The 26,172-nt window shown below is 70.5% G+C and carries 26 protein-coding genes; 10 read left to right on the top strand and 16 right to left on the bottom strand.

The window, feature by feature from the left end; genetic code table 11:
- The first annotated feature begins 28 nt into the window (after positions 1-28).
- From ACN269_RS06765 to ACN269_RS06755, 3 genes are all read left to right on the top strand, one after another.
- Positions 29-1,027: a carbohydrate ABC transporter permease gene (locus tag ACN269_RS06765; RefSeq protein WP_421471590.1), complete on the top strand. Its 999-nt coding sequence runs from the start codon at positions 29-31 to the stop codon at positions 1,025-1,027.
- A complete protein-coding gene (locus ACN269_RS06760; RefSeq protein WP_355240067.1) occupies positions 1,024-1,863 on the top strand; it encodes a carbohydrate ABC transporter permease in 840 nt (279 codons plus the stop codon). Before ACN269_RS06765 ends, ACN269_RS06760 begins: the two co-directional genes overlap by 4 nt.
- A 90-nt stretch (positions 1,864-1,953) precedes the next feature.
- Positions 1,954-2,934 carry a LacI family DNA-binding transcriptional regulator gene (locus tag ACN269_RS06755; RefSeq protein WP_396805385.1) on the top strand — a complete coding sequence of 327 codons (981 nt, stop codon included), beginning with the start codon at positions 1,954-1,956 and terminating at the stop codon, positions 2,932-2,934.
- Positions 2,935-2,991: 57 nt separating this feature from the next.
- Here ACN269_RS06755 and ACN269_RS06750 read toward each other — a convergent pair whose 3' ends face one another.
- From ACN269_RS06750 to ACN269_RS06705, 10 genes are all read right to left on the bottom strand, one after another.
- Positions 2,992-4,479 carry a B12-binding domain-containing radical SAM protein gene (locus ACN269_RS06750; protein ID WP_421471589.1) on the bottom strand — a complete coding sequence of 496 codons (1,488 nt, stop codon included), beginning with the start codon at positions 4,477-4,479 and terminating at the stop codon, positions 2,992-2,994.
- 126 nt (positions 4,480-4,605) lie between these two features.
- Positions 4,606-5,256: an HAD family hydrolase gene (locus ACN269_RS06745; protein WP_421471588.1), complete on the bottom strand. Its 651-nt coding sequence runs from the start codon at positions 5,254-5,256 to the stop codon at positions 4,606-4,608.
- Positions 5,257-5,293: 37 nt separating this feature from the next.
- Entirely contained in the window at positions 5,294-7,465 is a 2,172-nt protein-coding gene (locus ACN269_RS06740) for a hypothetical protein (RefSeq protein ID WP_421471587.1), read from the bottom strand.
- Positions 7,466-7,594: 129 nt separating this feature from the next.
- On the bottom strand, positions 7,595-8,293 hold the full coding sequence (locus ACN269_RS06735) for a SanA/YdcF family protein (RefSeq protein ID WP_421471586.1): 699 nt from the start codon (positions 8,291-8,293) through the stop codon (positions 7,595-7,597).
- A 32-nt stretch (positions 8,294-8,325) separates the two neighbouring features.
- Positions 8,326-8,907 (bottom strand): dihydrofolate reductase family protein, encoded by a 582-nt coding sequence (locus tag ACN269_RS06730; RefSeq protein WP_421471585.1) that lies wholly within the window; start codon positions 8,905-8,907, stop codon positions 8,326-8,328.
- Positions 8,908-8,973: 66 nt separating this feature from the next.
- On the bottom strand, positions 8,974-9,813 hold the full coding sequence (locus ACN269_RS06725; protein ID WP_421471584.1) for a helix-turn-helix domain-containing protein: 840 nt from the start codon (positions 9,811-9,813) through the stop codon (positions 8,974-8,976).
- A gap of 33 nt (positions 9,814-9,846) precedes the next feature.
- Positions 9,847-10,452, bottom strand: a complete 606-nt coding sequence (locus tag ACN269_RS06720; protein ID WP_421471583.1) for a response regulator transcription factor — start codon at positions 10,450-10,452, stop codon at positions 9,847-9,849.
- Positions 10,449-11,615, bottom strand: a complete 1,167-nt coding sequence (locus tag ACN269_RS06715) for a histidine kinase (protein WP_421471582.1) — start codon at positions 11,613-11,615, stop codon at positions 10,449-10,451. The genes ACN269_RS06720 and ACN269_RS06715 overlap by 4 nt, the downstream gene beginning before the upstream one ends.
- The gene (locus ACN269_RS06710) at positions 11,612-12,343 is read right to left on the bottom strand and encodes an ABC transporter permease (RefSeq protein ID WP_421471581.1); all 732 of its coding nucleotides are present in this window, start codon (positions 12,341-12,343) and stop codon (positions 11,612-11,614) included. The genes ACN269_RS06715 and ACN269_RS06710 overlap by 4 nt, the downstream gene beginning before the upstream one ends.
- Position 12,344: 1 nt before the next feature.
- The gene (locus ACN269_RS06705; protein WP_421471580.1) at positions 12,345-13,280 is read right to left on the bottom strand and encodes an ABC transporter ATP-binding protein; all 936 of its coding nucleotides are present in this window, start codon (positions 13,278-13,280) and stop codon (positions 12,345-12,347) included.
- Positions 13,281-13,471: 191 nt separating this feature from the next.
- Here ACN269_RS06705 and ACN269_RS06700 point away from each other — a divergent pair, with 191 nt between their 5' ends.
- Complete coding sequence (locus ACN269_RS06700) at positions 13,472-14,272, top strand: SAM-dependent methyltransferase (RefSeq protein ID WP_421471579.1); 801 nt, start codon at positions 13,472-13,474, stop codon at positions 14,270-14,272.
- Positions 14,273-14,275: 3 nt separating this feature from the next.
- On the opposite strand, the gene ACN269_RS06695 is transcribed toward ACN269_RS06700, so the two are convergent.
- The gene (locus ACN269_RS06695; RefSeq protein WP_421471578.1) at positions 14,276-15,256 is read right to left on the bottom strand and encodes an endonuclease domain-containing protein; all 981 of its coding nucleotides are present in this window, start codon (positions 15,254-15,256) and stop codon (positions 14,276-14,278) included.
- A gap of 483 nt (positions 15,257-15,739) precedes the next feature.
- Here ACN269_RS06695 and ACN269_RS06690 point away from each other — a divergent pair, with 483 nt between their 5' ends.
- Together ACN269_RS06690 and ACN269_RS06685 are read left to right on the top strand one after the other, a co-directional pair.
- Positions 15,740-16,531, top strand: a complete 792-nt coding sequence (locus ACN269_RS06690) for a helix-turn-helix domain-containing protein (protein ID WP_421471577.1) — start codon at positions 15,740-15,742, stop codon at positions 16,529-16,531.
- The gene (locus tag ACN269_RS06685; protein ID WP_421471576.1) at positions 16,522-16,713 is read left to right on the top strand and encodes a DUF397 domain-containing protein; all 192 of its coding nucleotides are present in this window, start codon (positions 16,522-16,524) and stop codon (positions 16,711-16,713) included. Before ACN269_RS06690 ends, ACN269_RS06685 begins: the two co-directional genes overlap by 10 nt.
- A gap of 69 nt (positions 16,714-16,782) precedes the next feature.
- On the opposite strand, the gene ACN269_RS06680 is transcribed toward ACN269_RS06685, so the two are convergent.
- Positions 16,783-19,584, bottom strand: a complete 2,802-nt coding sequence (locus tag ACN269_RS06680; RefSeq protein WP_421471575.1) for a M14 family zinc carboxypeptidase — start codon at positions 19,582-19,584, stop codon at positions 16,783-16,785.
- A 168-nt stretch (positions 19,585-19,752) separates the two neighbouring features.
- On the opposite strand from ACN269_RS06680, the gene ACN269_RS06675 reads away from it, so the two are divergent.
- Positions 19,753-20,115: an effector-associated constant component EACC1 gene (locus ACN269_RS06675; protein WP_421471574.1), complete on the top strand. Its 363-nt coding sequence runs from the start codon at positions 19,753-19,755 to the stop codon at positions 20,113-20,115.
- Between the two features lie 96 nt (positions 20,116-20,211).
- On the opposite strand, the gene ACN269_RS06670 is transcribed toward ACN269_RS06675, so the two are convergent.
- The 4 genes from ACN269_RS06670 to ACN269_RS06655 all read right to left on the bottom strand — a co-directional run bounded on the left by ACN269_RS06670 (position 20,212) and on the right by ACN269_RS06655 (position 22,760).
- A complete protein-coding gene (locus tag ACN269_RS06670; RefSeq protein WP_421471573.1) occupies positions 20,212-21,537 on the bottom strand; it encodes a glycoside hydrolase family 18 protein in 1,326 nt (441 codons plus the stop codon).
- Between the two features lie 117 nt (positions 21,538-21,654).
- A complete protein-coding gene (locus tag ACN269_RS06665) occupies positions 21,655-22,074 on the bottom strand; it encodes a PPOX class F420-dependent oxidoreductase (RefSeq protein WP_421471572.1) in 420 nt (139 codons plus the stop codon).
- 97 nt (positions 22,075-22,171) lie between these two features.
- Positions 22,172-22,345 (bottom strand): hypothetical protein, encoded by a 174-nt coding sequence (locus ACN269_RS06660; RefSeq protein ID WP_421471571.1) that lies wholly within the window; start codon positions 22,343-22,345, stop codon positions 22,172-22,174.
- Between the two features lie 4 nt (positions 22,346-22,349).
- Positions 22,350-22,760, bottom strand: a complete 411-nt coding sequence (locus ACN269_RS06655) for a VOC family protein (RefSeq protein ID WP_421471570.1) — start codon at positions 22,758-22,760, stop codon at positions 22,350-22,352.
- A gap of 120 nt (positions 22,761-22,880) precedes the next feature.
- On the opposite strand from ACN269_RS06655, the gene ACN269_RS06650 reads away from it, so the two are divergent.
- From ACN269_RS06650 to ACN269_RS06640, 3 genes are all read left to right on the top strand, one after another.
- Positions 22,881-23,789: an NAD-dependent epimerase/dehydratase family protein gene (locus ACN269_RS06650; RefSeq protein ID WP_421471569.1), complete on the top strand. Its 909-nt coding sequence runs from the start codon at positions 22,881-22,883 to the stop codon at positions 23,787-23,789.
- A 53-nt stretch (positions 23,790-23,842) separates the two neighbouring features.
- Positions 23,843-25,042: a low temperature requirement protein A gene (locus ACN269_RS06645; protein WP_421471568.1), complete on the top strand. Its 1,200-nt coding sequence runs from the start codon at positions 23,843-23,845 to the stop codon at positions 25,040-25,042.
- A 157-nt stretch (positions 25,043-25,199) separates the two neighbouring features.
- Complete coding sequence (locus ACN269_RS06640) at positions 25,200-26,105, top strand: acetyltransferase (protein ID WP_421471567.1); 906 nt, start codon at positions 25,200-25,202, stop codon at positions 26,103-26,105.
- Positions 26,106-26,172 lie beyond the last annotated feature (67 nt).

The raw sequence follows: 26,172 nt of genomic DNA, 5'->3' as shown, positions 1-26,172 counted from the left end.
CCGGCGATAGAAACCGAGTGGAGCAGGCATGACCAGGCCATCGACCGTGTCGTACCCAGGACGCGGCGACACGGCGACAGATCCGCCGGCACCGGGGCCGGGCACCGCGCGACGACGCGGCCGCCAGCCCCGGCCGGGGCGGGGTGGCGTCCTCGCCGTCTTCTTGACGCCCGCCCTGACCCTGTTCCTGCTGCTGGTCATCACGCCGATCCTGGTGGCCGGCTACGCCAGTCTCTACAAGTGGAACGGCTTCGGGCTTCCGGAGAACTTCGTCGGGCTGGACAACTACACCCGCGCCTTCGGTGATCCGACCTTCCGCGGCGACCTGTGGCGCGGCCTCGTGCTGGTGCTGCTGTCGCTGACCGTGCAGCTGCCCGCCGCGTTGGCCCTGGCGATGCTGCTCAACCAGCCGCTGCGCGGCCGGGCCATCTACCGGCTGATCTTCTTCGCTCCGTACGTGCTTTCCGAGGTCACCACGGCGGTCCTGTTCACGCTGGTGTTCTCACCCAACCGGGGCCTGGGCGAGTCGGTCTCGAAGTTCCTCGGAGCGGAGGCGGGAGCGGTCTTCGCCGACCCGTCCACGGTGCTGTACGCCGTCTTCCTGGTGGTGTCCTGGAAGTACTTCGGCCTCTACATGATGCTCTTCCTGGCCGCCCGACAGGGCATCCCGAAGGAGCTGTCCGAGGCCGCGGTCACCGACGGCGCCACCGCGTGGCAGGCGTTCCGCCACGTCACCCTGCCGCTGCTCGGGCCGACGATCCGGATCAGCATCTTCCTGTCGGTCATCGGCACCATCCAACTGTTCGACATGGTCTGGGTGCTCACCGGCGGCGGTCCGATCCACTCCTCGGAGACCATGGCCGTCACCATGTACCAGTTCGGTTTCCGCCGGTTCGAGGTCGGCTACGCCAGCGCGATCAGCATGGTCATGTTCCTGCTGAGCCTCGTCTTCGCCCTGTTCTACCAGCGCATCGTCCTGCGTCGGGACACCGCGGGCGCGATCACCAACCAGGGAGGCCAGCGATGACCGCCAAGACCAGCGGCGCCCAGCGGACCCGCAGCATCGTGCTGCACCTCGTCTGCATCGGCGTCGGCGCGCTCATCGTCGTGCCGGTCTGGTTCGGTGTGATCGGTGGCTTCAAGGACAACGGCCAGCTGTCGACCAACCCGCTAGGTCTGCCCGACCCCTGGGTGCCGTCGAACTACACCGACCTGTTCGCCTCCGGGGTGTTCTGGCGGCAGCTCGGCAACAGCCTGCTCATCGCCGTCAGCAGTACGTTCATCGTCGTCGCCGCGGCGGCGATGGCCGCGTTCGTCTTCGCCCGGTACGCCTTCCGGGGCCGCGAGTTCCTGGTGACCCTGTTCGCGATCGGCCTGATGTTCCCGTTCGCGGTGGCGATCCTGCCGCTGTTCGTCCTGCTGCGCTCCATCGGTCTGCTGGACAACCCGCTCGGCGTCATCCTGCCCCAGGCCGCCTTCGGGCTGCCGATCACCATCATCATCCTGCGGCAGTTCTTCCGTACCATCCCCGCCGAGGTGGAGGAGGCCGCCGTCCTGGACGGCTGCAGCTCCTTCGGGTTCTTCTGGCGGGTCCTGCTGCCGATGGCCCGTCCCGCGTTGGCCACCGTCTCGGTCCTGGCCGTCGTCACGAGCTGGAACAACTTCATGCTCCCGCTTGTCGTCTTCAGTGATCAGAGCTGGTGGACCCTCCCCGTCGGGGTCCAGGCGTTCCAGGGGCAGTACGCCGACGACACTGCCCGGGTGCTCGCCTACGTCGTCCTGTCCATGCTTCCCGCGCTCGGTTTCTACGCCGTGGCCGAACGTCAACTGATCGGCGGCCTGACCGGCAGCGTCAAGGGGTGACCACACCAGATCACCGACCGACCTGAAACGCCCCGCCACACGAAGGAGCGGACCGTGGGCTCCGACAACGGCCGAAACGTCACCATCGCGATGATCGCGCGACTGGCCGGTGTCTCCGTGCCCACGGTCTCGCGGGTCATCAACGGTCGCACCGACGTCGCTCCCGAGACCCGGGAGCGCGTCGAGGCCCTGCTCAACCATCATGGCTACCGTCGGCGCACCCAGGCCCGGCGCACCGAGGCCGCGCTGATCGACCTGGTCTTCAACGACCTGGACAGCCCGTGGGCGGTGGAGATCATCCGCGGGGTGGAGGACGTCGCCCGCGCCAGTGGCGTCGGCACCGTCGTCTCCGCCATCCACTGGCGCATCTCCTCGGCCAAGCAGTGGCTCGACAACATGCGGACGCGATCCACCGAGGGCGTCATCTTCGTGACCTCGATGGTGAACCCGCCACTTCAGGCGGAACTGCGCCGGCTGCACCTGCCCGTGGTCATCATCGACCCCGCCGGCGTGGACCCGCAGGAGTCACCCACCATCGGCGCGACCAACTGGGCGGGCAGCCTGAGCGCCAACCAGTACCTGATCGGCCTCGGTCACCGCCGCATCGGCTTCATCGCCGGCCCGCCGCACCTGATGTGCAGCCGGGCCAGGATGGACGGTTACCGCGCGGCGCTGGGGGCCGCCGGCATCGCCGTCGACGACGCCCTCATCCGGCCCGGCAACTTCTACCACGAGTCGGGCTTCACCTCGGGTACGCAGCTGTTGGCCCTGCCCGACCCACCCACCGCCATCTTCGCCTCCAGTGACCAGATGGCCCTGGGCGTCTACGAGGCCGTCCGCAAACGTGGCCTGCGGGTGCCCGACGACGTCAGCGTCATCGGTTTCGACGACCTGCCTGAGGTTCGCTGGTGCTCGCCGCCGTTGACCACCGTCCGTCAACCGCTCGCGGAGATGGGCATGCTGGCCGCCCGGACGGTCCTGCGGCTCGCCGGGGGCGAGAAGACCGAGAGCCCTCGCATCGAACTCGCGACCGAACTCGTCGTCCGCGACAGCGCCCGCCCACCCCGCTGACCGTACGGTAGCTCCTCGGGACCGTTGTCCGCCGTGCGGACGTCACCTCGGTGCCCTTCAACCAGAAGCAGTCTCCTGGGACTCGCTGCTCCATTCGCGTGCGCGTTCCACGCGCTCCAGGCCGGCGGCGAAGGCACGCCGCCACGCGGGGGCGTTCCAGTCGTAGCTGAACGCCCAGGGAGCAACCCCACGCAGTTCCACTCCCGGTGGCGGGTTGGCGACCATCGGTGCGCCACGCACCATCTCCAGCATGTTCAACGAGCAGTCCACCCGGTCGACCGGCGCCGCCGCCTGCAGGTTGAGAAACCAGGCCAGCTGGGTCTGCGCCTCCTGCTCCTGCTCGCCCGGGAACCCGAAGATCAGGTTCAGCACCACGGTGATACCCGCGTCCGCCAACGCCAGGGTCAGCTCTTCGATCATGGCTGGCTCGGCGGGCTTGTCGAAGAGCCGTTGACCGGCCCGGCTGATCGTCTCCACCCCGATCTCCACCGTGGCGAGCCCCGACTCGGCCAGGAGTGGGGCCAGCGGAATGAGCGCCCGGCTGGCCTTCGTCGTCGCGCTCCACCGCACGCCGTCCACCGGCTCGCGCCGTAACGCCTCGGCCAGGGCGCGCATCATCGGCGCGGTGAACAGCGAGTCTTTCAGGGAGAAGCGACTGACGCCGTGCGCGCGGACCAGAGCGGTGATCGTCCGGCTCGCGGCCTCTGCCCTCAGCGGGGTGGTCAGCGGCTCGACCACCGGATAGGTGCAGAAGGTGCACCGTCCGTAGGAGCACCCTCGGGTGAACTGGACCGGAAGCGTCAGCGATCGTCTGTCGTAGTGGGCGAGCTGCCGCGCGTGGAACGTGGGCAGGTATTCGAACGGAGTCTCGGCCGGCAGGTGCACCGGCAGCATCGGTCGCCGGATACCGCGCGGGCTCAGCCGCGCCAGGGCCGCCACGAACTCGTCTTCGCAGTGACCGGTGAGCACGAGGTCGGCTGACTCCCGGAGCCGCGCATCCCGGCGCATCTCACCCCGCAGCAGGGTCACGTGGCTGCCACCGAGCATCGTCGTCGTGCCCGGCCAGATCTCCTTGACCACTCGCAGCACGAGGAGGCCGACAAAGACCTGGGAGGGTCCCATCACGGACACCCCCACCACTGTCGGCGGGCGATCGCAGGTGGCTCGGAGTTGCTGTTCGAGCCAGGCTCGCCATGGCTCCGGATCGGTGGTGGCAGCCGCGACGGCGGCCGTGATGGCGGCAAGTGGGTAGTGCATGCCGGCCACCGGGTCCGCGGTGTCGGGCAGGTGTAGCGGAGGAGTGTCCCGCAGACCTGTCTCAGAGAAGAGCCACCGCGCCGCGGCCGCCACGCTCGACCGGTCCTTGCCGTGGTCACCGAGGGTGCTGCCAGGGCCAACCGACTGGTTGGTGAAGCGGCGCAGGAGGAGGATGTTGAGATCCAGCACCTGTACGCAGAAGCCGCTGCGGGCGGCGGCAGTCGCGAGGATCGCCGGACCCAGCGGAGGGTTGGTGTCCGACGGCGACGGTGGCGGAACGACGATCACCGCATCGCAGAACGGTGGCGGCCGGTCCAGTGGGAATGGCTGATCTGCTCCTGCTGATGCCATGGGTGACCTCGCACTCCGTGAGGCATCGATTGCGCTCAGTTTAAGGAGTGCGAATGCCGCAGTCTATATCCGGTCGAGAACCCTTCTCAGGTCCCTGATTCGGAAGTCAGCATTGCAGTTGCGAAATGCAAAATCGGGATGGGCGAAGAGGTAGGTGGTCCCGCCGGCGACCTCAACCAACCGCATGTCGCTCGCCGAGTCTCCGATGATCACGATCTCGTCGAAGCTCGGCTGCCCGGTGAGGTAGCAGGCGAGTACGTCCCTCTTGGTGGTCTTCACGTCTCGAACATGCTGGTCCACGGCGAAGGCCCGCCCCGGTACGAAATGGTCCGTCAGGTCCAGCAATTTCAGAAACATGTCGAGGGTGCCGGGGCGGGTGTTCGAAATGACGATCTGCTGGTGGCTGGCGGCGACGGCGCTCAGCACCGTGGCGACGTGCGGGGTGGGAGTCATCCAGCGATACTGCAGCTCAGGTCGCTCCTCGGACAGGATGAAGCAGGCATCCTGCAGTTCCAGGTGCCGGCGGTGGCTTTCCGCAGGCAGCAGGGTGGCGAAGTACTCGTACCACTTGTGGCCGTACAGGCGTCGGCCATCTTCGTACCCGAATCTCTGCGCGTATCCGAAGGTCGACAGCACCTCGTTGGAGATGTCGACCACAGCTCGATCGTTGCCCCGTTCGAGGACGCCGTGCAAATCCCAGACAAAGAGTTTCACGAGCTGGCCTCTCCCGTGGTCGCGTAGCTTAACCTGCTCATTCCGCAAACGACGCCGAGCTCGCGTCCGCTATGGGTCGACGAGAGATCGCCTGCAGCATGTCGGACAGCTTCTCACTCATCTCGCGCGTCAGGCCCTGCCCGGACAGCGCATCGACGGCTGATCGAAGTGTGGACAGACGGCGACCATCGATGACCTCATGGCGTACAAGATAGATGTCCATGAAGGTGTAGAGGTCGACGTAGCGACGTTGTGCGGGAATTGCCTGGAAGGTCGTACTCTCGAAAATCGCCAGGACGCGGGCCGTGGTGCGCTCGTGCGGCGGGTACGGCGGTAGGTCCAGGAACGGTGGCCGGCCGGCCCGGACGTCCCCGTAGTAGTAGAGAACGTAGCCGCGGCTGCACGCCCGGAACGCCGAGTCGTACTGCAACATCGAGAAGAAGCGGGCCAGTGCCGTGTCCGACCGGTGGTGGCACAACGCCCACAGGATCGAGCTCAACAGAAATTCGTCCCGCTCCCGGTGCAGCAGCGCGTCGAGGTGCTCCGGAGCCGATGGGCTCGTGCGCGAGATCAGGTAGACCAGCAGGTTGCACACGGTGAGCCGGTCCGCGGTGTCGAGACCCGCCTCGTCACGCAGCTGCCGGTACAGTCCGGCCAGCCGCTCGCCGAGCCGGTGGTCGGCCAACTCCGCAAGCTGGCCGATCAGATGATGCCGTACCTCCCTGCTCAGGTCTCGTCGCAGCAACAGGACTGCCTGCTCGGGGGAGAGCGCAGCGAGCAGATGGTCACGGATGTCCCGGGCGAGCAGATACTCGTAGAACGAGTAGTGCAGGAACTCACCGACCTCGGTGCCGTGCACCGTACGGCGGTCGATCACCTGGTCGAGAACTCTGATCTCGGCGCTACGCGCGCGACCCGGGGTGAGAGTGGCATGCAGTTCGGCCACCGGAATCGCGTCGGCCGGCAACTCACGCGCGTGGACGAGCCAGGCCGCCCTCTGCCAGACCGGCAACGAGTGGCCGCTCCAGCCGGGATGGCTGCCGCGCACCGCGAGGTCCGTCGCGCGGCTCAATCGGTTCAGGTACTCGCCGTACAGGGTGCTTGCGCTGTTGATGTGCGTCGCGGCGTCAGGGCCGATCAGCGTCAGCATCCTGGCATAGAGGGGACGCTGCACAAGTCGGGTCAACCGTTCCGAGGTGACCACCGTCCGGTAGAGACCCGGGTCGGCGATCAGTCTCCGTCGTTGCAACCGGACCAGATAGTCGGCGAACTCGACCTCCACCGACCAGTTCCTCAGCACGAAGACCTGGTCGAAGGTGACCGAGGTGGTCTCGAAGACGATCCACTCCTCGTACTCCCTGATGCGTGAGGTGACCAGGGCCGGGGCGCATCGGAACAGGTCCAGCAGCGCGGTCGCGAGCGGTTCGTCGTCGACCAGGTCGCTCGCCTCGTCGAGGCCGTCGACCAGCAACACCACCTCCGGCACGGCGGTCGTGTCGAAACCCGCCCCGCGCAGCTCGGCGAGAACCTCCGGCGCGTCCAGCGCCCGAAGCGGGACCGGCAGCACTCCGACCTGCTGCAGAGCGAGCGCTACGCCGTACAGCGAGAGGCTCTTTCCCGACCCCGGCTCGCCGAGGAGCAGGACGGATTCGCGAGCCTGGAGGCGGGCCGCCAACGCCGCCGTCGCCTGCTCGCCCGCGCCCGTGATCCGCTCCTGGTAGCGGGCAAGTCGGCCCGGCACGAACAGGTCCATCCGGTGCAGCTCCGCCAGGCTCAGATCAAGGGGGTACGCGGTTCTTCTCCGGCCGAGCCGGTTGACCAGTTCGGTCGAGAGATGCGTCAACCGATCCCGTTGCTCCGCTGGCCGATCCACGGGCGGTGCCATCTCCGCGGACCCCGCCAGGCCGGCCGGGTGGGTCTCGCCCGGCGGATACGTCGCCACCTCGCTCTCGGCGTCCGCCGGCATCCCTGGAAAGCTGGTGGCTTTCGTCGCGCTCTCCGGCAGCACGGTGAGGACGACGGTCAGGCCGACCAGGAGCGATGCCAGCAGACCAAGCGAATGCCACGGGTGGGTACGAATGAGCTCCAACCAGCCGGGCCACCGTTGCTGCGCCGACGCCTCGTTGGTGATCAGCCCCGTCAGCACGGTCGCGACGGAGAGGACGCTGGCGACCGCGACCGCCACCACCATCCTTGGTGGCCTCGTCATTCGCATCTCATATCACCACCAGTGGTGGTCGGATGATCGAGCCGCCACCGTCCCTGTTGGCGTACGGTGACCGAGCCCTGACTCTCAGGGTATCTTGGGCGAACACCCCGTTCGCCCCGCCGGCCGTGCTCAGGCGTCGCGCAGGGCGTCCTCGACCCCGCTCTCACGGCGACCGAGGTGCGCGGGCGCCCGGCCGGACAGCACGTCCAGCGCGGCCTTGAGGCAGGCGCCGTTCTCGCGTAGGGACCCGAATCGCCACGTCCGGGAGTACCGCTTCGCGCTGTCGTCGCCCACCCCCTGCGCGTCGATTCCGAGCCGCCGGCACAGTGCCACGGCCCGCGGCAGGTGGAACGACTGGGTGACGACCGTCGCCCGTTCGACGCCGAAGATCTGTCGGGCCCGCGCGCACGAGTCGTACGTGTCGAACCCGGCGTAGTCGAGGACCACCTTGCGCGCCGGCACGCCCCGGTCGACCAACCAGCGCGACATCGCCTCGGGCTCGTTGTAGTCGGCGTCCATGTTGTCCCCGGACACCAGGATCGCGCCGACGCGGCCCGCGTCGAACAACCGCCGCGCGATCTCCAACCGTGCCGCGAGGACCGGCGACGGCACCCCGTCCGCGTCCACCTTGGTGCCGAGGACCAGGGCGACCGGCGCCGCCGGCACGTCGGCCTCGTCGTAGAGGTGGCCGGCGGCGATGTCGCGGACCCACCGCACGCTGGCCACGGTGCCGCCGGCCACGACCATCGCACCCACCACCAGAGCCAGGAGAGTACGACGCACGAGCCGCCGATGTTCCCCGTACCACCGCTTGAGACGTCCCCGCATGCCGGCGAGACTAGTCCGGCGGCCCAGGACGGTCAGCGGCGCACGCGGTAGCGCAGGTGCAGCACCCGGTCGCCCTGGATCACCACGTCGGGATCATGCAGCAGGTGCTGCGCGTCGACCGACCCGAAGTAGCGCTTGCCGGACCCGAACACCACGGGTACGACATCCATGCGCACCTCGTCGACCAGGCCCGCGGCGAGCACCTGGCCGCCGACGTCGCCGGCAGCGACCTCGACGACGCGGTCACCCGCGAGCTCCTGCGCCCTGGCCACGGCTGCCTCGACGCCGTCGACGAAGTGGAACGGCGCCTCGGGGTCCCAGCCCTCGGGCCTGCCCCGATGGGTCACGACGACGACGTGCGCGATCCCGCTCGGAGGTTTTCCGTCCCAGCCGTCCGTCAGGTCGAAGACGTGGCGGCCGACGATCGTCACCCCGATCCGGTCCCAGTACGGCCGGACGTAGTCGTGGGACGCCTGCGACACCTTCAGCGCGCCGCTGTCGTCCAACGGGACGTCACCGCTGGTCAGCCAGTCGAACAACGGGCCGGGCTGGTCCTTCTCATCCGCGACGAAGCCGTCCACCGACACCGAGCTGTACAGGACCACCGTGCCCACGGGGCTCTCCTTCGTCTGGGGATGCCCACACGTTAACGTGTCGTGAGCTGCGGCTCTTGTAGGAAATCAATCTGTCGGCAGCGGCCAACCGTCCAGCACGTGGCCGGGGTGTTCGCGCAGGAACCGCCGCCGGACTTCGACGTACCGGGTCGGCGTGAGCCCGGTGAACTCCCGGAACTCGTGGCCGAAGTGCGCCTGGTCGAAGTAACCGGCGCTACCGGCGAGATCGCCCCAGTCGACCGGTCCGGCGGGGTCCATCGCGAAGACGGTGGCGGTGAACCGGTAGGTGCGGGCCAGTCGCTTCGGTGTGACGCCGACGAGGTCCTTGAACCGTCGTGCCAGATGGGTGCTGCTGACCCCGGCCGCCACGCTCAGGTCGCCGATCGCCACCGCTCCGCCGGCCGCCGCGATGACACTGCTCGTGTGGCGGACGAGCCCCAGACCGGCGGCGTCGCACAGCCGGCGCATCAGCTCCCGCTCGAGCAGCGTCAGCATCTCGTACGGTCCGGACGTCGCGGCGAGCCGGTCGCGGAGCGTGGCGGTGGCGGGTCGGCCCCAGACCTGCTCGACCGTCACCGGCCGGTCACACAGCTCGACCGCGGGCATCGGCAGCAAGGGCGCCAGCCCCCATGGCTTGAAGTGCACGCCGACGGACCGGGTCCGGGGTGGGTAGCCGAACTCGTACGCACGGGTGGGCGTGGTGATCACGCAGCCGTCGGCGTACTCGGCCGTCTCGATGTCGGTGCCGCCGCGAATGCGGAACGGCGCTCCGAGGTTGATGACGAGCAGCGCCGCCGGCATCGCCGGAAGCGTCAGCCGGGCGTACGGCGGAGTGCCCTCCAGGTAGTAGAGGTCATCGATCAGCTCGTCCAGCGGCGGCCGCGGCACTCTGGACAGGTACTCCACGCCGCCAGCATCGCAGACGCCGTCAGCACCTGCTCAGAGCCAGCCCTTGGCGCGCGCGGTGCGGGCCGCCTCGATGCGGTTGCGGGTGCCGGTCTTGCCGATGGCGGCGGACAGGTAGTTGCGCACGGTGCTCTCGGACAGGTGCAGCGCCGCGGCCATGTCGGCGACGGTGGCGCCGTCCACGGCGGCGGCGAGCACCTCCCGCTCCCGCTCGGTGAGCGGGTTCGGACCGGCCGCGAGGGCGGCGGCGGCCAGCGTCGGGTCGATCACCCGCTCGCCGGCCAGCACCCGTCGGACGGCTACCGCCAACTCCTGCACCGGCCCGTCCTTGACGAGGAAGCCGTGGGCGCCCGCCTCCATGGCCCGCCGCAGGTAGCCGGGCCGGCCGAAGGTGGTGAGGATCAGCACCCGGCAGGACGGGAGTTGGTCGCGCAGCGTGGCGGCGGTGTCGAGACCGCTACCGTCGGGCATCTCGATGTCCAGCAGCGCCACGTCGGGGCGTACCCGAAGAGCCTCCCGCGTGGCCTGCGCGCCGGTCGCGGCCTCGGCCACGACCTCGATGTCGGGCTCGAGGTTCAACAGCAGGGCCAGCGCGCCGCGCATCATGCCCTGGTCCTCGGCGAGGAGCAGCCGGATCACGACGTCCACCCTCGGGTGGGGGAGTGGGGGAGTCGGGCGGTGACCCGCAGACCGCGGTCGTGCGCCGGGCCGACGTGCAGCGTTCCGCCGGCCTGCGCCAACCGTTCGGTGAGGCCGCGCAGGCCGTTGCCGTACTGCGGTCGGCTGCCCACGCCGTCGTCGCGGATGGTCAGCACCGCCTCGTCGGTGTCGGTGGCGATCTCGATGTCGCACCGCGACGCCCGGCTGTGCCGCACGACGTTCGTCACTCCCTCCCGCAGGACCCAACCGAACGCGTCGTCGGCCTCCACCCCGAGCGGACGGTCGACGCCCTGGACGGTGACGGCTATCCCGACGTCGGCCAGGGTCGTACGGACGCTGTCGAGTTCCCGGGCGAAACTGCGTTCCCGGTAGCCGGTGACCGCCTCGCGCACCTCGGCGAGCGCGGTACGGCCGATCCGTTCGATGTCCGTCGCCTCGGTGACGACCCGCTGCGGGTCCATCGGCGCGAGCCGCCGCACCACCTCCGCCTTGACCACCACCAGGGACAGCGTATGACCCAGCAGGTCGTGCAGGTCGCGCGCGAAACGCAGCCGTTCCTGTTCCACGGCAGTGCGGGCCAGCTCCCGCTGGGTACGGCGTAACTCCTCGACCAGCCGCGCCATGCGGGCGAACGCCAACGTCAGCGTGCCCCCGAGCACGGTGATCAGCGCCATCTGGGCGGTGTCGGCGGCCGGCAGCCGATGCGCCACACCGATCACCACGATGGCGGCGACGGATCCGCCCACCCACCCGAACCCCCAGGCTGGACGAACGAACGCGACCGCACCGACCGTGGCGACGTACAGGAAGAGGACCAGCCAACCCTCCGGCCCGCCGCCGTACGCGACCGCGAGCCCGATGCCGAGCAGCGCGAACAGCACGAGCCCGCCGTGGTGCACGACTGGTCGGACGGCCAGGTCTGCCACGGGTACGGCCACCAGGGCGAGATAGAACAGTGCGAAGACGACGAGCCCCGCCGCCGCCGGTGCGGCGGGGCGCACCTGCCCGTGCGCGATCGCGGCGGCCGGGGTCAGCAGCAACCAGAGCCAGAGGCTGTGCGCGGCGACCAGCAGGAGCCCGCGACGGTTCCGGCTGAAGCCGGTCGTGCCCGACGGCATGGTGGACACCGTATCGGGGGTCACCGGCGAACGGTGGACCGCCGGTACGCCCACACCGCGAGGGCTGTGAACGCCAGCGTCCACCCGGTGAGCACGGCGAGCCCGGACGGGGTGGGCCCCAGCCCGGCGGCCGAGCGCCAGCCGAGTTCGGCGAACCGGTACGTCGGCAGGGCGTGGGCCAGGTGGCGCAGCACGCTCGGGAAGTACGTCACGGGCACCAGGAGGCCACCCAGTACCGACAGGCCGAGGAAGGCGAGGAGATTGACCGGCTGGGCGAGCTGCGGGCTGAGGCCGTACCCGATGGCGAGCCCGAGCAGCGCGAACGGCACTGTGCCCACCCACATCAGCAGCAGCAGCGCGGCCCACCGGCCGGCGCCCAGCTCGACGTGGTGCTGGATGCGTCCGGCGCAGCCGACGGCGATGACCGAAGGCACTCCGCTGAGCGTGCAGACCAGGGCCTTCGCGATCACCGCCTGCCCGGCGGGCAGTGGGGTGACGCGGAGTTGGCGCAGCCAACCCGAAGCCCGCTCCTGGGAGACCGACGTGCCCACCGACAGCACGCCCGCCACCGCGCCGTAGCCGGCCAGGCCGACCATGAGGGCCACCGCCGCGTCGACGCTCTCCACCCGGTCGCCGTCCGGGCCGACCGCCGAAAAGATGAGGTACGTGACCACGGGTGTGAGCACGGTGAACAGCAGCAGCCGCGGGTCGCGGGCCAGTCGGCGCAGTTCGAATCGCAGGTACGCGCGCATGTCAGTGCTCCGTCGCTGTCGCGGTGCGGGTAGTCGCTGTCGCGGTGCGGGTCGTCGGTGTCGCGGTGAGGGCGAGGAAGGCGGTCTCCAGGGCGGCGGCGGTGACCTCCAGACCCTGGAAACCACGCGTGCCGGCCAGGGCGAGGACGGTGGCGTCGGCGTCGGCGGTGGTGAGCGCGACCCGGTCGCCCCGAACCTGCACGGATCGGACCCCGGGGAGGGTGTCGAGGCCGTCGAGCGGCCCGCCGTCGAGATCGAAGGAGACGGTACGGCCGCCGGCCAGCGCGCGGATCTGCGCAGGCGGCCCGTCGGCAACGACCCGCCCCGCGGCGAGCACCACGACCCGGTCGGCGAACTCGTCCGCCTCGTGCAGGTGGTGGGTGCTGAACAGGACGGTGTGCCCGTCGGCGGTGTACCTGTCGATGGCCGCCCAGAACGCCCGCCGGGCGGCGACGTCGAGCGCGGCGGTGGGTTCGTCGAGAACCAGCAGGTCCGGGTCGCCGGCCAGCGCGAACGCGAAACGTGCGCGCTGCGCCTCGCCGCCGGAGAGTTTGTCGAGGCGGCGACCGGCACGCTCGGTCAGCCCGGCCAGCGCCAGTATCCGGTCGGTCTCGATCGCTCGCGGATAGAGCGCCCGCGCCAGGTCGACGACCTCCCGCACCGTCGCGCTCGGCGCCCAGCCGGCGTCCTGGAGCATCGCGCCGACCCGTCCGGCCCGGACCGCCTCGGCCGGTGTACGACCGAACAGGATCACGGTTCCGCTGTCCGGCAGGTCCAGACCCAGCATGAGCGAGATGGCGGTGCTCTTGCCGGCGCCGTTGGGACCGAGCAGGGCGACCGTGCTGCCCCGGGCGATCGTCAGGTCGAGCCCGTCGACGGCGCGGACCGGCCCGAACCGGCGGGTGAGGCCGCTGAGGCGTACCGCTGTGTCATCCATGCCCGTCACGCTAGGCACGCGCGCGCGGCGCGGGCAGAGTCACCGGTACGCGGTCGACCAGGACATTTGTCCCGGCGGGCCGGACAGGCCGTCACCCCTGCCGGCCGTCAGCCCACGCGGGGTGACGCTGGCAGACGACCCACCATCATGGACGATATGCTGCGGGCTCGGCGGGGGAGAGGTGGTCGGCGATGACGCAGTCGGAGCCCGGGTTGAGCCTGGATACCGACCGCCCGAACGCGGCGCGGATGTTCGACTACTACCTCGGCGGCAAGGACAACTTCGCCGCCGACCGGGCCGCCGCCGAGATGGTGTTGCAGGTCGCTCCGTGGATGCCCGAGGCCGCCCGGCAGGGCCGCGATCTGATCGCCCGCACGGTCCGTCACCTCGTCGAGGAGAAGGGCGTCCGGCAGATCCTGGATCTCGGCTCCGGGCTGCCGACGCGCGACAACGTGCACGAGATCGCCCACCGGATCGACCCGACCGTACGCGTCGTCTACGTCGACAACGACCCGGTGGTCTGCGCGCACGGGCGTGCGCTGCTCGCCGACGCGGCGACGGTGTCGGTGGTGCAGGCCGACCTGTGCCGACCCGCCGAGGTGCTCGGTCACCCGGAGGTCGCCGCCGCCGTCGACTTCGACAGCCCGGTCGCGATCCTCCTGATGTTCGTGCTGCACCTGGTGCCCGACGAGCAGGGCCCGCAGCGCATCGTTGCGGCCTACCGCGACGCGCTCGCCCCCGGCAGCTACCTCGCGCTGTCGCACGCCAGCACCGATGCACACCCGGACCTGATGGCCCGCATCTCCGCGATCTACGCCCGCGCGAACAGCCCGTTCGTGCCGCGCAGCCACGGGGACGTCACCGGGTTCTTCGGCGACTTCGTGCTGGAGTCACCCGGTCTGGTCAACATGTGGCCGTACGCCGAGCCGCCCGCCACCGTCGACGCCGAGGTGGCGCGCACCGGCTACAGCGGCGTGGCCCGCAAACCGTAGGGCTCACCGGGCTCGTTCCGCCGAGCGTCGCGCTGGGTGGGTCGGGATCCAGCCGGCCGCGATCAGCGCCCGTCGGACGGTGTCGGCGACCTCGTCGGGACGGGTACGGACCAGCCAGGCAGGGAAGCGCAGGATGCGGTCACCGCTGGTCCACACGTCGTTCTGCCGGCGCATGTCGGCCGCCCACTGCCGGGCGTCCATGTGGTGCGCGCCGTCGACCTCCGCCTGCACCCGCCACTCGCGCCAGTACGCGTCCAACCAGCGATTGCGGCCGGCCGCGTCGACGCGATGTTGCTGTAGGTCCGGAGCGGGCAGCCCATACCGCCGACACAGTCGCAGAAAGTCGATCTCGGAGAGCGCCTCTGCGCCGCCGGCGATGTCGCCGACTGTCTGCCGGATCAGCCGTCGACGGGGTGCCCGGTGCAGGACGGCGAGCACGGCCTCCAATTCCTCGGGCAGCACCCGACGCTGCTGGCATCCGGCGGCCAGCAAGCCCTGTGCCTCGTCCACACTGTCCGCCCATCCGGCCCCGTCCACCAGGGCGCGGGCCGTCGTCGTACGCGGCGGACGGGCGAGTTGGAGGTGCGAGTCGGGCAGCACCGACGTGCGGTGGACCAGCACCGCGGGCATGTCCACCGGCAGCCGACGCAGGGTGGTCCGCGCGGCGCGACGGTCGGCGGGCACCAGAACGTGCAGGGGTTCGCGGCGCAGTCCCCGGATACCAGCCTCGGCGGCGGCGGTCACCCCGGCCAGAACCGCCCCCGGGCCGGCGGCCAGGACTGCCACCCACAGTTGCTGATCACGGGTCAGCCGGCCGTTACCGGTCACCAGGATCCCTCGACAGATCGAGCGCCAGCGGCCGGTGCGGATCCGGCTCCGCACGGCACCCGCACCGAGGATGCCAGCGGCCTGCGGAGTCGTCAGCACACCCGCCTGCTCGAAAGCGAGCCATTCGAGAGCGTCAGCGTCGTCGGCAGGCACCATGTGGGCGATCCTTCCCGCCGGGGACGTCGTCGAGCCACCAGATCTTGGACACTTCGCGTCCACAATCGACGCTAAGTGTCCAAGATCTCCGCGTGCCGCGCGTGCCGCGCCCCGAGTGCCGTGTGCCGCGTGCGCCGCGTGCCGTGCGCCGTGTGCGCCGCGTGCCGTGCACCGCGTGCCGCATGCCGTGCGCCGCGTGCCGTCCGCCACGAGCCATTCGCCATGCGCCGGGTGCCACGCGTCGCGTGCGTGCGCCGCGTGCGTGTGCCGTGCGCCGCGTGCGTGTGCCGTGCGCCGCGTGCCCTGCCGTGCGCCGCGTGCCCTGCCGTGCGCCGCGTGCGTGTGCCGTGCGCCCTGCCGCATGCCGCCAGCTACCAGATCTTGGACACTTACCGTCCATAATCGACGCTAAGTGTCCAAGATCCGTGCGTCGTGGCTAGCGCGCGGAGGTCCAGCCGGTGAAGCGGTCGGTCAGGTCGGCCGGTGGGCGCTCGGTTTCAGCGCGGCGAGGTTGGCGGCGGCTTCGGCCTGGAGGGCGCCGCCGGGATGACGCAGGAATCGTTCGGTCGGGGTGCCGGATTCAGCGCCTCACACGTCAGCGCCGTCGAGAGCGAGACGCGGGCGCTGACGATGGACTTCATCAGGCGCGCCGACCGCGCCCTCAAGAACAACGGCCTGTTCGAGCGCATGGTCGCGAAGCTCGGCGCGCCGTCGTGGTTCCTGCCGTGGCTGGACGCCGAACGCGTCGCGACTCAACTCCGGTCGTGGCAGCCGTCCCTGGTACCGGGCCTACTTCAAACCGAGCAGTACGCCCGAGCGGTCATTCGCTGCGACGACACGCTCAGTGAGGAGGAGGTCGAAGAACGGCTTGCCGCTCGCCTGGACCGGCAATCGATCCTCACTCAGCCGAAGGCACCGCAATTCGTGGCGGTCATCGGGGAGGAGGTGCTGAGGCGTGCCGGCGAGGATTTTCGGGCAATCATGGCAGGGCAGATCACCCACTTGACGGTTATGGCAGAGCGGCCGAACATCAGCGTCCACATCGTGCCGAATGACGTCAGCATGCACGCGGGGCCGACCGGTCCGTTCATTCTGGCGCGGGCTGCGGACGGTAAGTGGGTCTGCCAGTTGGAGAACCAGCTTGGCGGGCTGGTCATCAGTGGCGACGATGACGTGGCTACGCTTCTGTCGAAGTGGGAGACCATACGGAACGAGGCCCTACCTCGACGGCAGTCAACCGACCTGATGAAGGAAGTGGTGACGTCATGGACCTGATCGGCGCTGTGTGGCGTAAGTCCACTCGTAGTGGGTCCGGCGGGGGCGACTGTGTCGAGGTTGCCGACAATCTGCCGGGTGTCGTTGGTGTGCGGGACTCCAAGGACCCGGACGGGCCGACGCTGACCTTCGGGCCAGCAGCGTGGCGGGCGTTCGTCGCCGACGTCACCCGTCGGCCGTAACGGCAACCCAAGCGTCAAGCGCCCGCCCCCGAGAACCCGAGGGCAGGCGCTTTCGCGTGCAGCGACAGGTCAGGCGACCACCGACCGCAGCGGCACTCCGGCGGTGCGCAGCGCGCGTACCAGATCGTTCGTGAAGGGGTGTTCGTCGGCGTGGAGGCCCTGCGGGTTGGGGATCACGACGTACGCCGAGGTGTTCTTCGTGGCCGTGCGCGCGTCGGTGCTGAAGCGTTCGACGACGGCCCGCGCGCGGGCCAGGTCGGCCGCCGCGACCTCGATGGTGATCGGTCGCCAGCCGCCGCCCAGGTCCGCCGCGACCGGCGCGGCGGCGGCGCTGGCGCGCGCCGCGTCGAGGCCCGGCGTGCGTCGGGCGTCGGGCTCGCGGGCCGGGTAGAGCAGCGCGTTCGCCACCAGGTGCAGACCATTTTCGTTGTACGCCCGAAAGAGTGGGTTGAACGCGAACAGCACCGCCCGGCCGGCGCCGGTGGGCTCGTCGACGACGGCGGCCGTGCCCTTGAGGGTGTCCGCGCCGACGGTGTAGCCGTTGGCCCAGAACGTGTCGCCGGTCGGGTAGCTGAGCACGTTCGTGCCGGTGCTGGTCGGGGTGAGGATCGGGTCGCTGTTGTTGAACTCGAAGTCCTCGGCGGGGCGGCCCAGGGCGACCGGGCTGTCGGTGGCGACGTCGACCCGCAGGTGTGAGCCGATCACCAGGTAGTCGGCCGGCTTGGTCTTCTCGGTCGTCGAGGTGAGGCCGGCGGCGCGGGCCAGCCGGGTGCCCTCGTTGCGCAGCCCGACGTAGGTGTGGCCCTGGGCGATCCAGTCCCGCAGGTTGGCCTGCCCGGCGGCGGTCAGGCCGCCGGTCGGGCTGCTGCCGTCGGGTACCAGCAGCACGGTACGGCCGGTGAACGCCTCGGTGTTGTCGTTGATGTCGGCCGTGGTGACCGGCTTCAGGTCGAGTCCCCACCGCTTGCCGAGCACGTAGCGGGCCTCGCCGTGCGAGCCGGACGTGGTGGAGATGCCGGTACCCTGGAACAGTCCGACGTCCGGCAGGGCGAGTGGGGTGCCGGTGGGTCGTCCGCCCGGGGTGAGGGTGACCCCGGCGGCTCTCGCCAGGTCGTCGACCGTGCGGCTCAGGCTACGCGCCGGGATCGCGACGCGGCCGGTGTCGAGGTCCCGCACCAGCGGCACGCCCCGGCCCAGCAGGGTGAAGGTGAGTCCGGCGGCGGCGGCCGAGTCCAACTCGTAGGTGTAGGCGCCCCACGGCCAGGCCACGCCGCTGCGACCGCCGGAGATGCCCCGGACAAGCTGGGCCTTCGGCCGGACGTTGTCGCCCGTGTAGATCGTGGACACGCCCATCAGCAGCGGGTTGCTCCAGGAGGACACGTCGTAGAAGTACGGGAACGGGACGTACGGGTCCTCGCCCATGATCGCCTGGATCCAGTGTTTCTGCGGTTGGTCCATCGGAATCCAGTACGCGCCCTTGGGCACCGTGACGTTCGTGGCGCTGCGGCCACCGAAGACGCGGGCGGTGGGCACCCGGGTGGGCTTCTGCACCTCGTACACCTCGACGTCCATGCGGCGTAGCCGCTCGACGAGCTGGCGGACGTCGGCGAGCTGCCGGTCGGGCAGCAGGAAGTACGAGCGGATCGTCACGTCGGGCACCGGGAACTGGACCTCGTTGGTGGGCTGCACCACCTCGTTCGGTTCGAGGGTGCCGGCCCGGCCCTGGGCGAGCGCGTCGGTCCAGATGTCGAAGTAGCCGTTGAGCACCTCGCGCCGGTGGGCGGCGGCCCAGCCGAGCGTCGACCACTGGGTGTGGAACTGCTGCTGCACCCGGTCGGCCACGGCCGAGGCGCTGCCCTTCTCGTACGTCATGCCGGCCGCCCCGAAGCCGGTGGTCGGCACGGTGTCGCCGTAGCCCATGAAGAACATGTCGTACGTGTCGTAGTTGAAGTAGCACTCGGTGGTGACGGTGTCGTCGCAGGCGCCGTGGTAGCCGAAGCCGGCCTTGTTGGCCTCGCCGATCCGGTTGATCCAGTCGACGGATTCGCCGGCGATCTCGTGGTGGATGGGGTCGGCGTTGGGCGGGAAGAAGTACTGCCGGCCGCCCATCTCGTGCGCGTCCACGAACACCTGCGGCGGGTAGCGGCGCAGCAGTTCGAGCTTGCCGTCGGTCTCCTGCTGGGTGCGGGAAAACCAGTCCCGGTTCAGGTCGAAGCCGTACTCGTTCTGCCGCCGGGTCGCGTCGCGACCGTCCGGGTTCTGCGTGGGCACGATGACGGTGACCAGGTTGTCGTTGCGCCGGGCGACCTCGCAGGAGAGGCCGGCGGCCAGCTCGTACAGGGTCTTGAGGGCGGCGTCGGTGCCGCTCTTCTCGCCGCCGTGCACGTTCGCGGTGATCCAGACGATGGCCGGGCTGTCCTTCGCCGTACGGGCGGCCGCGGGCGCGCTGGTGCGGCGGGGATCCCGCAGGTCGCGTACGTCGTCGGCGATCTTCCGCAGCGCGGCCGGCCGCACGTGGCGCTCGCTGGACACCACCGCGTACGGCAGGGGTTGCCCGAGCACGCTGGTGGCCAGCACTCCGGTGACGACCCGGTCGGAGGCGCGGTCGACGGCACCGAGGTACGCGCGGACCTCGTCGTTGGTGACGACCCGTTCCTGGCCGACACCGAGGGGGAAGCCGAGTGCCGTCTCGGGGCTCGGCACGTCCGCCAGCCGGGCAGCCGGGTCGCTGCTGCACGCCGACGGTGGGGCGGCGCTCGCCGGTGCGGTGCCGCCGAGCAGGGGAGCCGTGCCGAGCAGGAGGGTGATCGCGGCGACGCCCGCCAGCCGCCTCGGAGGGACCGTCCAGAACGGACGCGACGATGGGGCCATGTCTCGGGTTCCCTTCTTGGGGGAAAGCCTCGCAGTGGCCGGAGCCTATGGATCGGCCGACGCGACGGTCAAGGTCTGATCGACTTCGGCGAGTGCGTGGGATGCCGGCTCCCGGACCGGCTGGCAGGATGGTGGCGTGACTCAGCGTCGTCCTGGAGGGAGCAGATCGTGCCCGAGACGATAACGATCGCGGTTCGCCCGGATCTTCCGTCTGCCGACGCCCAGCGCTCGCTGGCGTCCTGGCTGCGCGCCGACGACCGGCTGCGCGACGGGGTGACCACGACGCCGCCGACCGATGAGACGTCAACGGACGGCACGGACGTGCTGCGGTTGGCGATCGGCGACGCCGGCACTGTCATGGTGCTGGTCCAAGCGGTCGCCAGTTGGTTGACCCACCGCCGCGAGGACGTGACGGTGCAACTCGTTCTACCCGGCGGATCGTCGGCCGAGTTGGACGTCCGCCGGGCGCGGGACATGGACCAGGTGACGGCGCTCGTCGAGGCCGCGGTGCGCGCGGTGGCCCCGAAGTAGGGCCGACCCCCTGATCACTTGATGAGGAGCAGTTCGGCGACCGGTACTGGCAACTGCTGGTCATCAAGTGATCAAGGGAGCCGCGCGGTGGGTGCCCTACCAGGTGGTCAGGCCGAGGTCGATCGTTCTGGTCAGGGTGGCGTTGTCGTCGTCGCCGTCGAGCGACCAGACCATCGCGCCGCCCAGGCCGGTGCGTCGGATGTAGAGCGTCTTCTGCGCCACGACGGCCGGGTCGTCGTACGTCCACAGGGTCGTACCGTCGAACAGCCAGGCGTGCCCGGCGCGTAGGTCGCGGTGCACGGTGTAGCCGTTGCCGGCGAGCTTCTTCAGGTTCTTGTAGTCCTCGTTGCCGGCCTCGAAGGCGGCCGGCGCGGGCCCGGTGGCCGGCTGGAAGAGGCCGTTGCCGCCGCCGGTGATGCCGGTCCAGCCGCGACCGTAGTAGGGGATGCCCAGGACCAGCTTGTGCCGTGGCGCGCCCCGGGCGATCCACCCGTCGACGGCGACCTCGACGGAGAAGTCCGGGTCGTCGGGTGAGCCCGCCGGCACGCGCAGCGCGGACTGCTGGTTGGCCCGCGCGTCCCAGCCGCCGTGGAAGTCGTACCCCTGCACGGTGGCGAAGTCCAGGTATTTGAAGATCTTGCGGCCCTCGTAGCCGGCGTCCATGGCGGCCGGGTTGGCCGGCAGGAAGGCCGTCAGCGGGTGGTGCGAGCGGGTGGTGCGGCCGTACGCGTCGAGCTGCCGGCGGAACTCGGCGAGCAGCTTGGTGAAGTTCTCCCGGTCCTCGGGGCGGATGACGTTGCCGGGCTCACCGTCCCAGTTGGGCCACTCCCAGTCGAGGTCGACGCCGTCGAAGACGCCCGCCCCGGCGCCCGGCGCACCCGGGAGGTTGCCCTTGAGGTACAGGTCGATGCAGGAGGCGACGAACGCCTTACGGGAGGCGTCGGTGCGGGCGGCGTTGGAGAAGTACGTCGACCAGCTCCATCCGCCCAGCGAGATCAACACCTTGAGCTGGGGGTGCCTGGCCTTCAGTTTGGCGAGCTGGTGGAAGTTGCCGTTGAGCGCCTGGCCGGGGGCGTCGGCGACGCCGTCGACGCTCTCCTCGGCGGGCACCGGTCGCTGGTAGTCGGCCCAGGCGTCGCCTTCGCCCGGCCCGCCGTCCACATAGCAGCGGCCGTCCTCGCTGATGTTGCCGAAGGCGTAGTTGACGTGGGTGAGGCGGCTCGCCGCCCCGGACGTGTCGAGCTTCTTGACCGGGAAGGCCCGGCCGTAGATGCCCCACTGGGTGAAGTAGCCGACCCGGTGGTAGCCGGGCTGGCGCTCGGGCTTGGCGGTGGCGCTCGCGGCCGCAGGTGGGGCGGCGCTGATCAGCAGGGTCGCCAGGGCGACGACGGCGGTGAGGCGGCGGTGGCGCAATTGACGCATCGGCACTCCCACGAGGGATCAAACAGAATTAGTAAAGACACTTATCTGATTGATGAAGTTAAGCTGATCACGCTCTGCGGTCAAGAGCCGTCCGTGCGCCACCGCCGCCCCTGTCGGTCAACCGACCTGGCTGTTGTCCTTCATCGACCCCCACCCGTGCCACCGGTCGATCTCGATCAGGGCGCTGACCCGGCCCCGGTCACGCCGGGGATAGGGATTGCCCGTGTAGTGCCGGGCCAACCGGTCGATGTCCGCGAAGTCCTCGTCGGGGCGTAGCTCGGCGACGTGCCCGATGATGCTCACGTGGGTGTACCACCCGGCCTCGTCCAGCACGGTCAGGGAAACCCGGGGGTCGTTGCGGACGTGCTCCAGACGGCGACGACTCTCGTCCATGTTCACCAGGATCCGGCCGTCCTCCCACAGGTACCAGGTCGCGGCGGACACCGGCTGACCACCATTGCGGAGCGTGGTCATGACAGCCGGGTTCGGCTTCCGGAGCATCTCGACCGCGGCCTCGGGGAGCGGTGGCTTGGACATGGCTCTTCTCCTCACATGATCGGGTACCCCCTGCACGGTACGCACCCGGCCGACCCCCGCACGCCAGGACGCGCATCGCCGGGCGACTCAGCCCTCCTTACGGCTGCGCGGTGGCGCGGTCGCCATGTCGTCCCCCGTCGGCCTCGTGAACCCGGCGCGGTTCGGTCGTCCCCGCCGTGACCAGTGGCAGGTCCGGCACGTGACCCGGTCGGGCCAGGTCGTTCAGGCGCTGCTGCTCGGCGCGTGCGCGCCCCCAGGCGGTGATGCACATGGGCTCAGCGCAGTTCCTGGATGCGGACCATGTTGCCGGCGGGATCGCGGAAGGCGCAGTCCCGCACGCCGTACGGCTGCTCGGTCGGCTCCTGGACGACCTCGGCGTCACCGGCCTGCACCTTCTCGAAGGTGCCGTCCAGGTCGTGGGTCGCCAGCAGGATCCACCCGTAGGTGCCCTTGGCCATCATCTCGGCGATGGTGCGCCGCTCGTCCTCGGTGATGCCCGGATCGGCGGCCGGGGGCGCCAACAGGACGGACGTGCCGGGCTGCTCGACGGGGCCGACGGTGATCCACCGCATCGTGCCCTTCCCGACGTCGCTGCGGACCTCGAAGCCGAGGACGTCGCGGTAGAAGGCCACCGAGGCCTCCGGGTCGACGTGCGGGAGAACGGTCGTGTGAATGGTGATATCCATGCTGATCATGCTAGGCAGGGCCGGCGGCGGAGACTTCTCGATTCCTGACCGATGCGGCGGCCGGCCCGCCGGTACGCACCCGCGTGCGGGCCGCCGGGGCGGGCCGGCGAGGATGGGTCCATGACCGATCCCGTACTCCCCGGACGTGTCGTCGTCACCGGCGCCACCGGCAAGCTCGGCCGTGCCGTGGTCGCCCACCTGCGCGGCGTCGGCGTCGACGTGCTCGCCGTGGACCGGGTGGGCGGGCGCGACCCTCGCGACGTCGACGGCGAGTTCCTCCTCGCCGACCTGACCGACTACGGGCAGGTGGTCGAGGCGTTCACCGGGGGCGCGGACGAGCACGCCGGTGGCATCGGGGCGGTCGTGCACCTGGCCGCCGTCCCGGCGCCCGGGCTCCTGCCGAACGCGGTCACCTTCGCGAACAACTCCGCCGCGACGTACAACGTCTTCGCCGCCGCCCGGGCCGCCGGCATCCGGCGGGTGGTGTGGGCGTCCAGCGAGACGGTGCTCGGGCTGCCGTTCGACACCCCACCGCCGTACGCGCCGGTCGACGAGGCGTACGCGCCCCGGCCGGAGTCGACCTACTCGCTGAACAAGGCCCTCGAGGAGGAGATGGCGCGGCACTTCTGCCGGTGGGACCCGGAGCTGGTCATGGTGGGCCTGCGCTTCTCCAACGTGATGGACGTCGAGGACTACGCGCCGTTCCCGTCGTTCGACGCCGACCCGCGGGCACGGCGGTGGAACCTGTGGGGCTACATCGACTCCCGCGACGGCGCCCAGGCGGTCGAGCGGGCTCTCGCGTACGACCGGCCCGGGGCGGACGTCTTCATCATCGCCAACGCCGACACCGTCATGACCCGGTCCAGCACCAGCCTGATGGCCGAGGTCTACCCGGGCGTCGAGATCCGTAAGGAGCTGGGCGAACACGAGACCCTGCTCAGCATCGACAAGGCGCGACGGCTGCTGGGCTACGAGCCCCGCCACTCGTGGCGCAACCACGTCGACCAGCCTGCGGGCGAACCGGCCTAACCGCCCAGCATTCCGGGATAAAGTGCCCTCAACCGGTACGAGGGGGTGCGGCCGTGCTGACGCCCACCTGGATGCGCGGGCTGGCCGAGAGCACGAGCCCGCGTTCGGCCACCGTCCTGGAGCTGCTGTTCGACATCGTCTACGTCTTCGCGCTCGCCCGCCTCGCCGGACGGGTCGCGGACGACCTGACCATCGTCCGGCACACCCTGCTGTCCGAGGCCGGGCAGACGCTGCTGTTCTTCACGGCGATGTGGATGATCTGGTCGCTGAACGCGTTGCTGGCCAGCACGTACGACCCGCGCCGGGCGGACCTCCAGGTCGTCCTGCTCGCCACCATGTTCGGCACGCTGGTGCTGGCGGTGTCGCTGCCCCAGGCCTTCGGCCAGCGCGGCGTGATCTTCGCCTGCGCCTACGTCGCCGTCCAGCTCTGCAGACCGCTCTACCTGGTGTTCGCGCTGCGGGGTCATCCGGCGCAGATGTTCTCGTACCGGGTGATCGTCTGGCACTCGGTCTCCGGCGTGCTCTGGATCAGTGGCGGCCTCGACGGCGGTCTCGGCCGCGGCGTCTTCTGGACGCTCGCGCTCGCCATCGAACTCGTCGGAGCGGGCACCAACTGGCCGGTGCCGCGGATCGGCCGCGCGCCGATCGCCAGCCTGGTCTCGGTCTCCCAGGTGCACCTCGCGGAGCGGTACAACCAGTTCTTCATGATCGCGCTGGCCGAGGTGGTGCTCGAGGCCGGCGCCGCCGTGAGCTTCCCGGGCTTCTCGACCGAGCGGACCATCACCCTCGTGGCCGCGTTCGTCGCCACGGTCTCGTTCTGGCGGATCTACTTCTACCACGTGGGCCCGGGTAAGCAGGCCAGCGGCAGCGCCGGGGGCGAGGGGATCGAGCTGTCCCGACTGGCGAGCTACAGCCTGCTGTTCATCGTCGGTGGCATCATCTGCACCGCCGTCGGGTTCGGGCAGGTCATCGAGGATCCGCACCCGCCCATCGACTGGGCGCTGGTGGTCATCATCTTCGGCGGCCCGGTGCTGTTCCTGGTCGGACGCAGCTACCTGGAGCGCCGGTACTCTCTCGCGCCGCGCTGCCAGATGTTGTTCATCGGCGCTGCGGTGCTGGCGGTGGCGGCGCTGCCGAGCGTCCTGCTCCCGCCGGTCGCGGTGGCCGGCCTGGCGGCGCTGATCCTGGCCGTGATCGCCGTCGTCGACGGGCGCGCTCACCTGCGTGGCGCGCAGACCAACCCGACGCTGTGATCCGGGGCGTTGAACGCCGAGAACACCTCCCGTATGGTGGCGGCACGCCGTCGAACCGGAAGGAGGTCAGAACAATGTCCGATGTTCTGCGCCCCCTCCGCGCCCCGGCGTCCACGCGGAGCTGACCCGGGGCGCGCGCTTCCCGGAGGGTCACCGCATGACCGACGTGCTCATCCGCCCGCTCGTCGCGGGCGAGGAAAACCTGTTCGACTCCATGGTCGATCCGCTGCCGCAACTGCGGCAGATCCCGTACGCCGACGGCATCGCCGGCGGCGGCTACCGCCCCGAGACCACCTGGATCGCCCTGCGCGACGGCCGGGTCGTCGGCCGGGCGGCCTGGCTCCTTCCACCCGGGGCGGTGGGGGACCCCTGGCTGGAGCGGTTCGACCTGGCTGCCGAGCCGGAGGTGGGGGCCGCGCTGCTGCGCGCCGCCCACCAGGCGCTGGGCGGCCCCGGTCGCTACTACGCGGCCCTGCCCGCGCACTGGCGGCGTCGACCCGAGGTGCTGGCCGTGGTCACCGCACCGATGGACGCGGCCCGGCTCGCCGGCCTGGTCGAGGTGGGTGAGCGGCTGCGCTGCTCGTGGACGGGCACGCCGCTGCCGGCGACGTCCGGGCGCTACACCTTCCGGCCACCCGTCGACGTGGCGGAGATCAACGCCCTGGTCGCGCGGGTCGCCGAGCCCGACGTCCTGACCGGCAGGGAGATCGCGCGTGCGGTCGGGGGTGTCGACCTGGCCACCGATCCGGTGGCCTGGCTGGGGGAGTCGACCGACGACTGGCGCGTCGGCGTGGTGGACGGGCGGCCGGTGGGCCTGGTGGGCACGGCCGGCGGCGCCTGCTATCCCCTGCTGGCGTACCTCGGCCTGTTCGACGACGCGGCACGGGGAGAACTGCTGGCCGAGGCGGTGCGGGTGCTCGCCGCCGGTGGCGCGCGCGAGGTGATCGCCGACGTGGACGCCCACCGCGTCGCCGTGCTCGCGGAGCTGGAACGGACCGGCTTCCGGCAGCTCCGCGCCCGGGTGCTGTTCGCGCCACCGAGCGAGGCGGCCGAGACGGCGTAGTCGCTCCGGGTGCGCCCCGGGTCACCGGGGCGCACCCCCGCGGCAGCCGCGCCTGCGCCTGCTGCCA

This window comes from Micromonospora sp. WMMD736 (genome assembly GCF_049179015.1).
GTDB lineage: Bacteria > Actinomycetota > Actinomycetes > Mycobacteriales > Micromonosporaceae > Micromonospora.
This window is presented reverse-complemented; position numbering and strand designations above follow the sequence as displayed.

Coding starts and splice junctions, on each gene's coding strand:
- ACN269_RS06765 (WP_421471590.1), top strand. CDS start 29: ATGACCAGGCCATCGACCGTGTCGTACCCAGGACGCGGCGACACGGCG.
- ACN269_RS06760 (WP_355240067.1), top strand. CDS start 1,024: ATGACCGCCAAGACCAGCGGCGCCCAGCGGACCCGCAGCATCGTGCTG.
- ACN269_RS06755 (WP_396805385.1), top strand. CDS start 1,954: ATGATCGCGCGACTGGCCGGTGTCTCCGTGCCCACGGTCTCGCGGGTC.
- ACN269_RS06740 (WP_421471587.1), bottom strand. CDS start 7,465: ATGACGAGGCCACCAAGGATGGTGGTGGCGGTCGCGGTCGCCAGCGTC.
- ACN269_RS06735 (WP_421471586.1), bottom strand. CDS start 8,293: ATGCGGGGACGTCTCAAGCGGTGGTACGGGGAACATCGGCGGCTCGTG.
- ACN269_RS06710 (WP_421471581.1), bottom strand. CDS start 12,343: ATGCGCGCGTACCTGCGATTCGAACTGCGCCGACTGGCCCGCGACCCG.
- ACN269_RS06705 (WP_421471580.1), bottom strand. CDS start 13,280: ATGGATGACACAGCGGTACGCCTCAGCGGCCTCACCCGCCGGTTCGGG.
- ACN269_RS06700 (WP_421471579.1), top strand. CDS start 13,472: ATGACGCAGTCGGAGCCCGGGTTGAGCCTGGATACCGACCGCCCGAAC.
- ACN269_RS06695 (WP_421471578.1), bottom strand. CDS start 15,256: ATGGTGCCTGCCGACGACGCTGACGCTCTCGAATGGCTCGCTTTCGAG.
- ACN269_RS06685 (WP_421471576.1), top strand. CDS start 16,522: ATGGACCTGATCGGCGCTGTGTGGCGTAAGTCCACTCGTAGTGGGTCC.
- ACN269_RS06680 (WP_421471575.1), bottom strand. CDS start 19,584: ATGGCCCCATCGTCGCGTCCGTTCTGGACGGTCCCTCCGAGGCGGCTG.
- ACN269_RS06670 (WP_421471573.1), bottom strand. CDS start 21,537: ATGCGTCAATTGCGCCACCGCCGCCTCACCGCCGTCGTCGCCCTGGCG.
- ACN269_RS06665 (WP_421471572.1), bottom strand. CDS start 22,074: ATGTCCAAGCCACCGCTCCCCGAGGCCGCGGTCGAGATGCTCCGGAAG.
- ACN269_RS06660 (WP_421471571.1), bottom strand. CDS start 22,345: ATGTGCATCACCGCCTGGGGGCGCGCACGCGCCGAGCAGCAGCGCCTG.
- ACN269_RS06655 (WP_421471570.1), bottom strand. CDS start 22,760: ATGGATATCACCATTCACACGACCGTTCTCCCGCACGTCGACCCGGAG.
- ACN269_RS06650 (WP_421471569.1), top strand. CDS start 22,881: ATGACCGATCCCGTACTCCCCGGACGTGTCGTCGTCACCGGCGCCACC.
- ACN269_RS06640 (WP_421471567.1), top strand. CDS start 25,200: ATGACCGACGTGCTCATCCGCCCGCTCGTCGCGGGCGAGGAAAACCTG.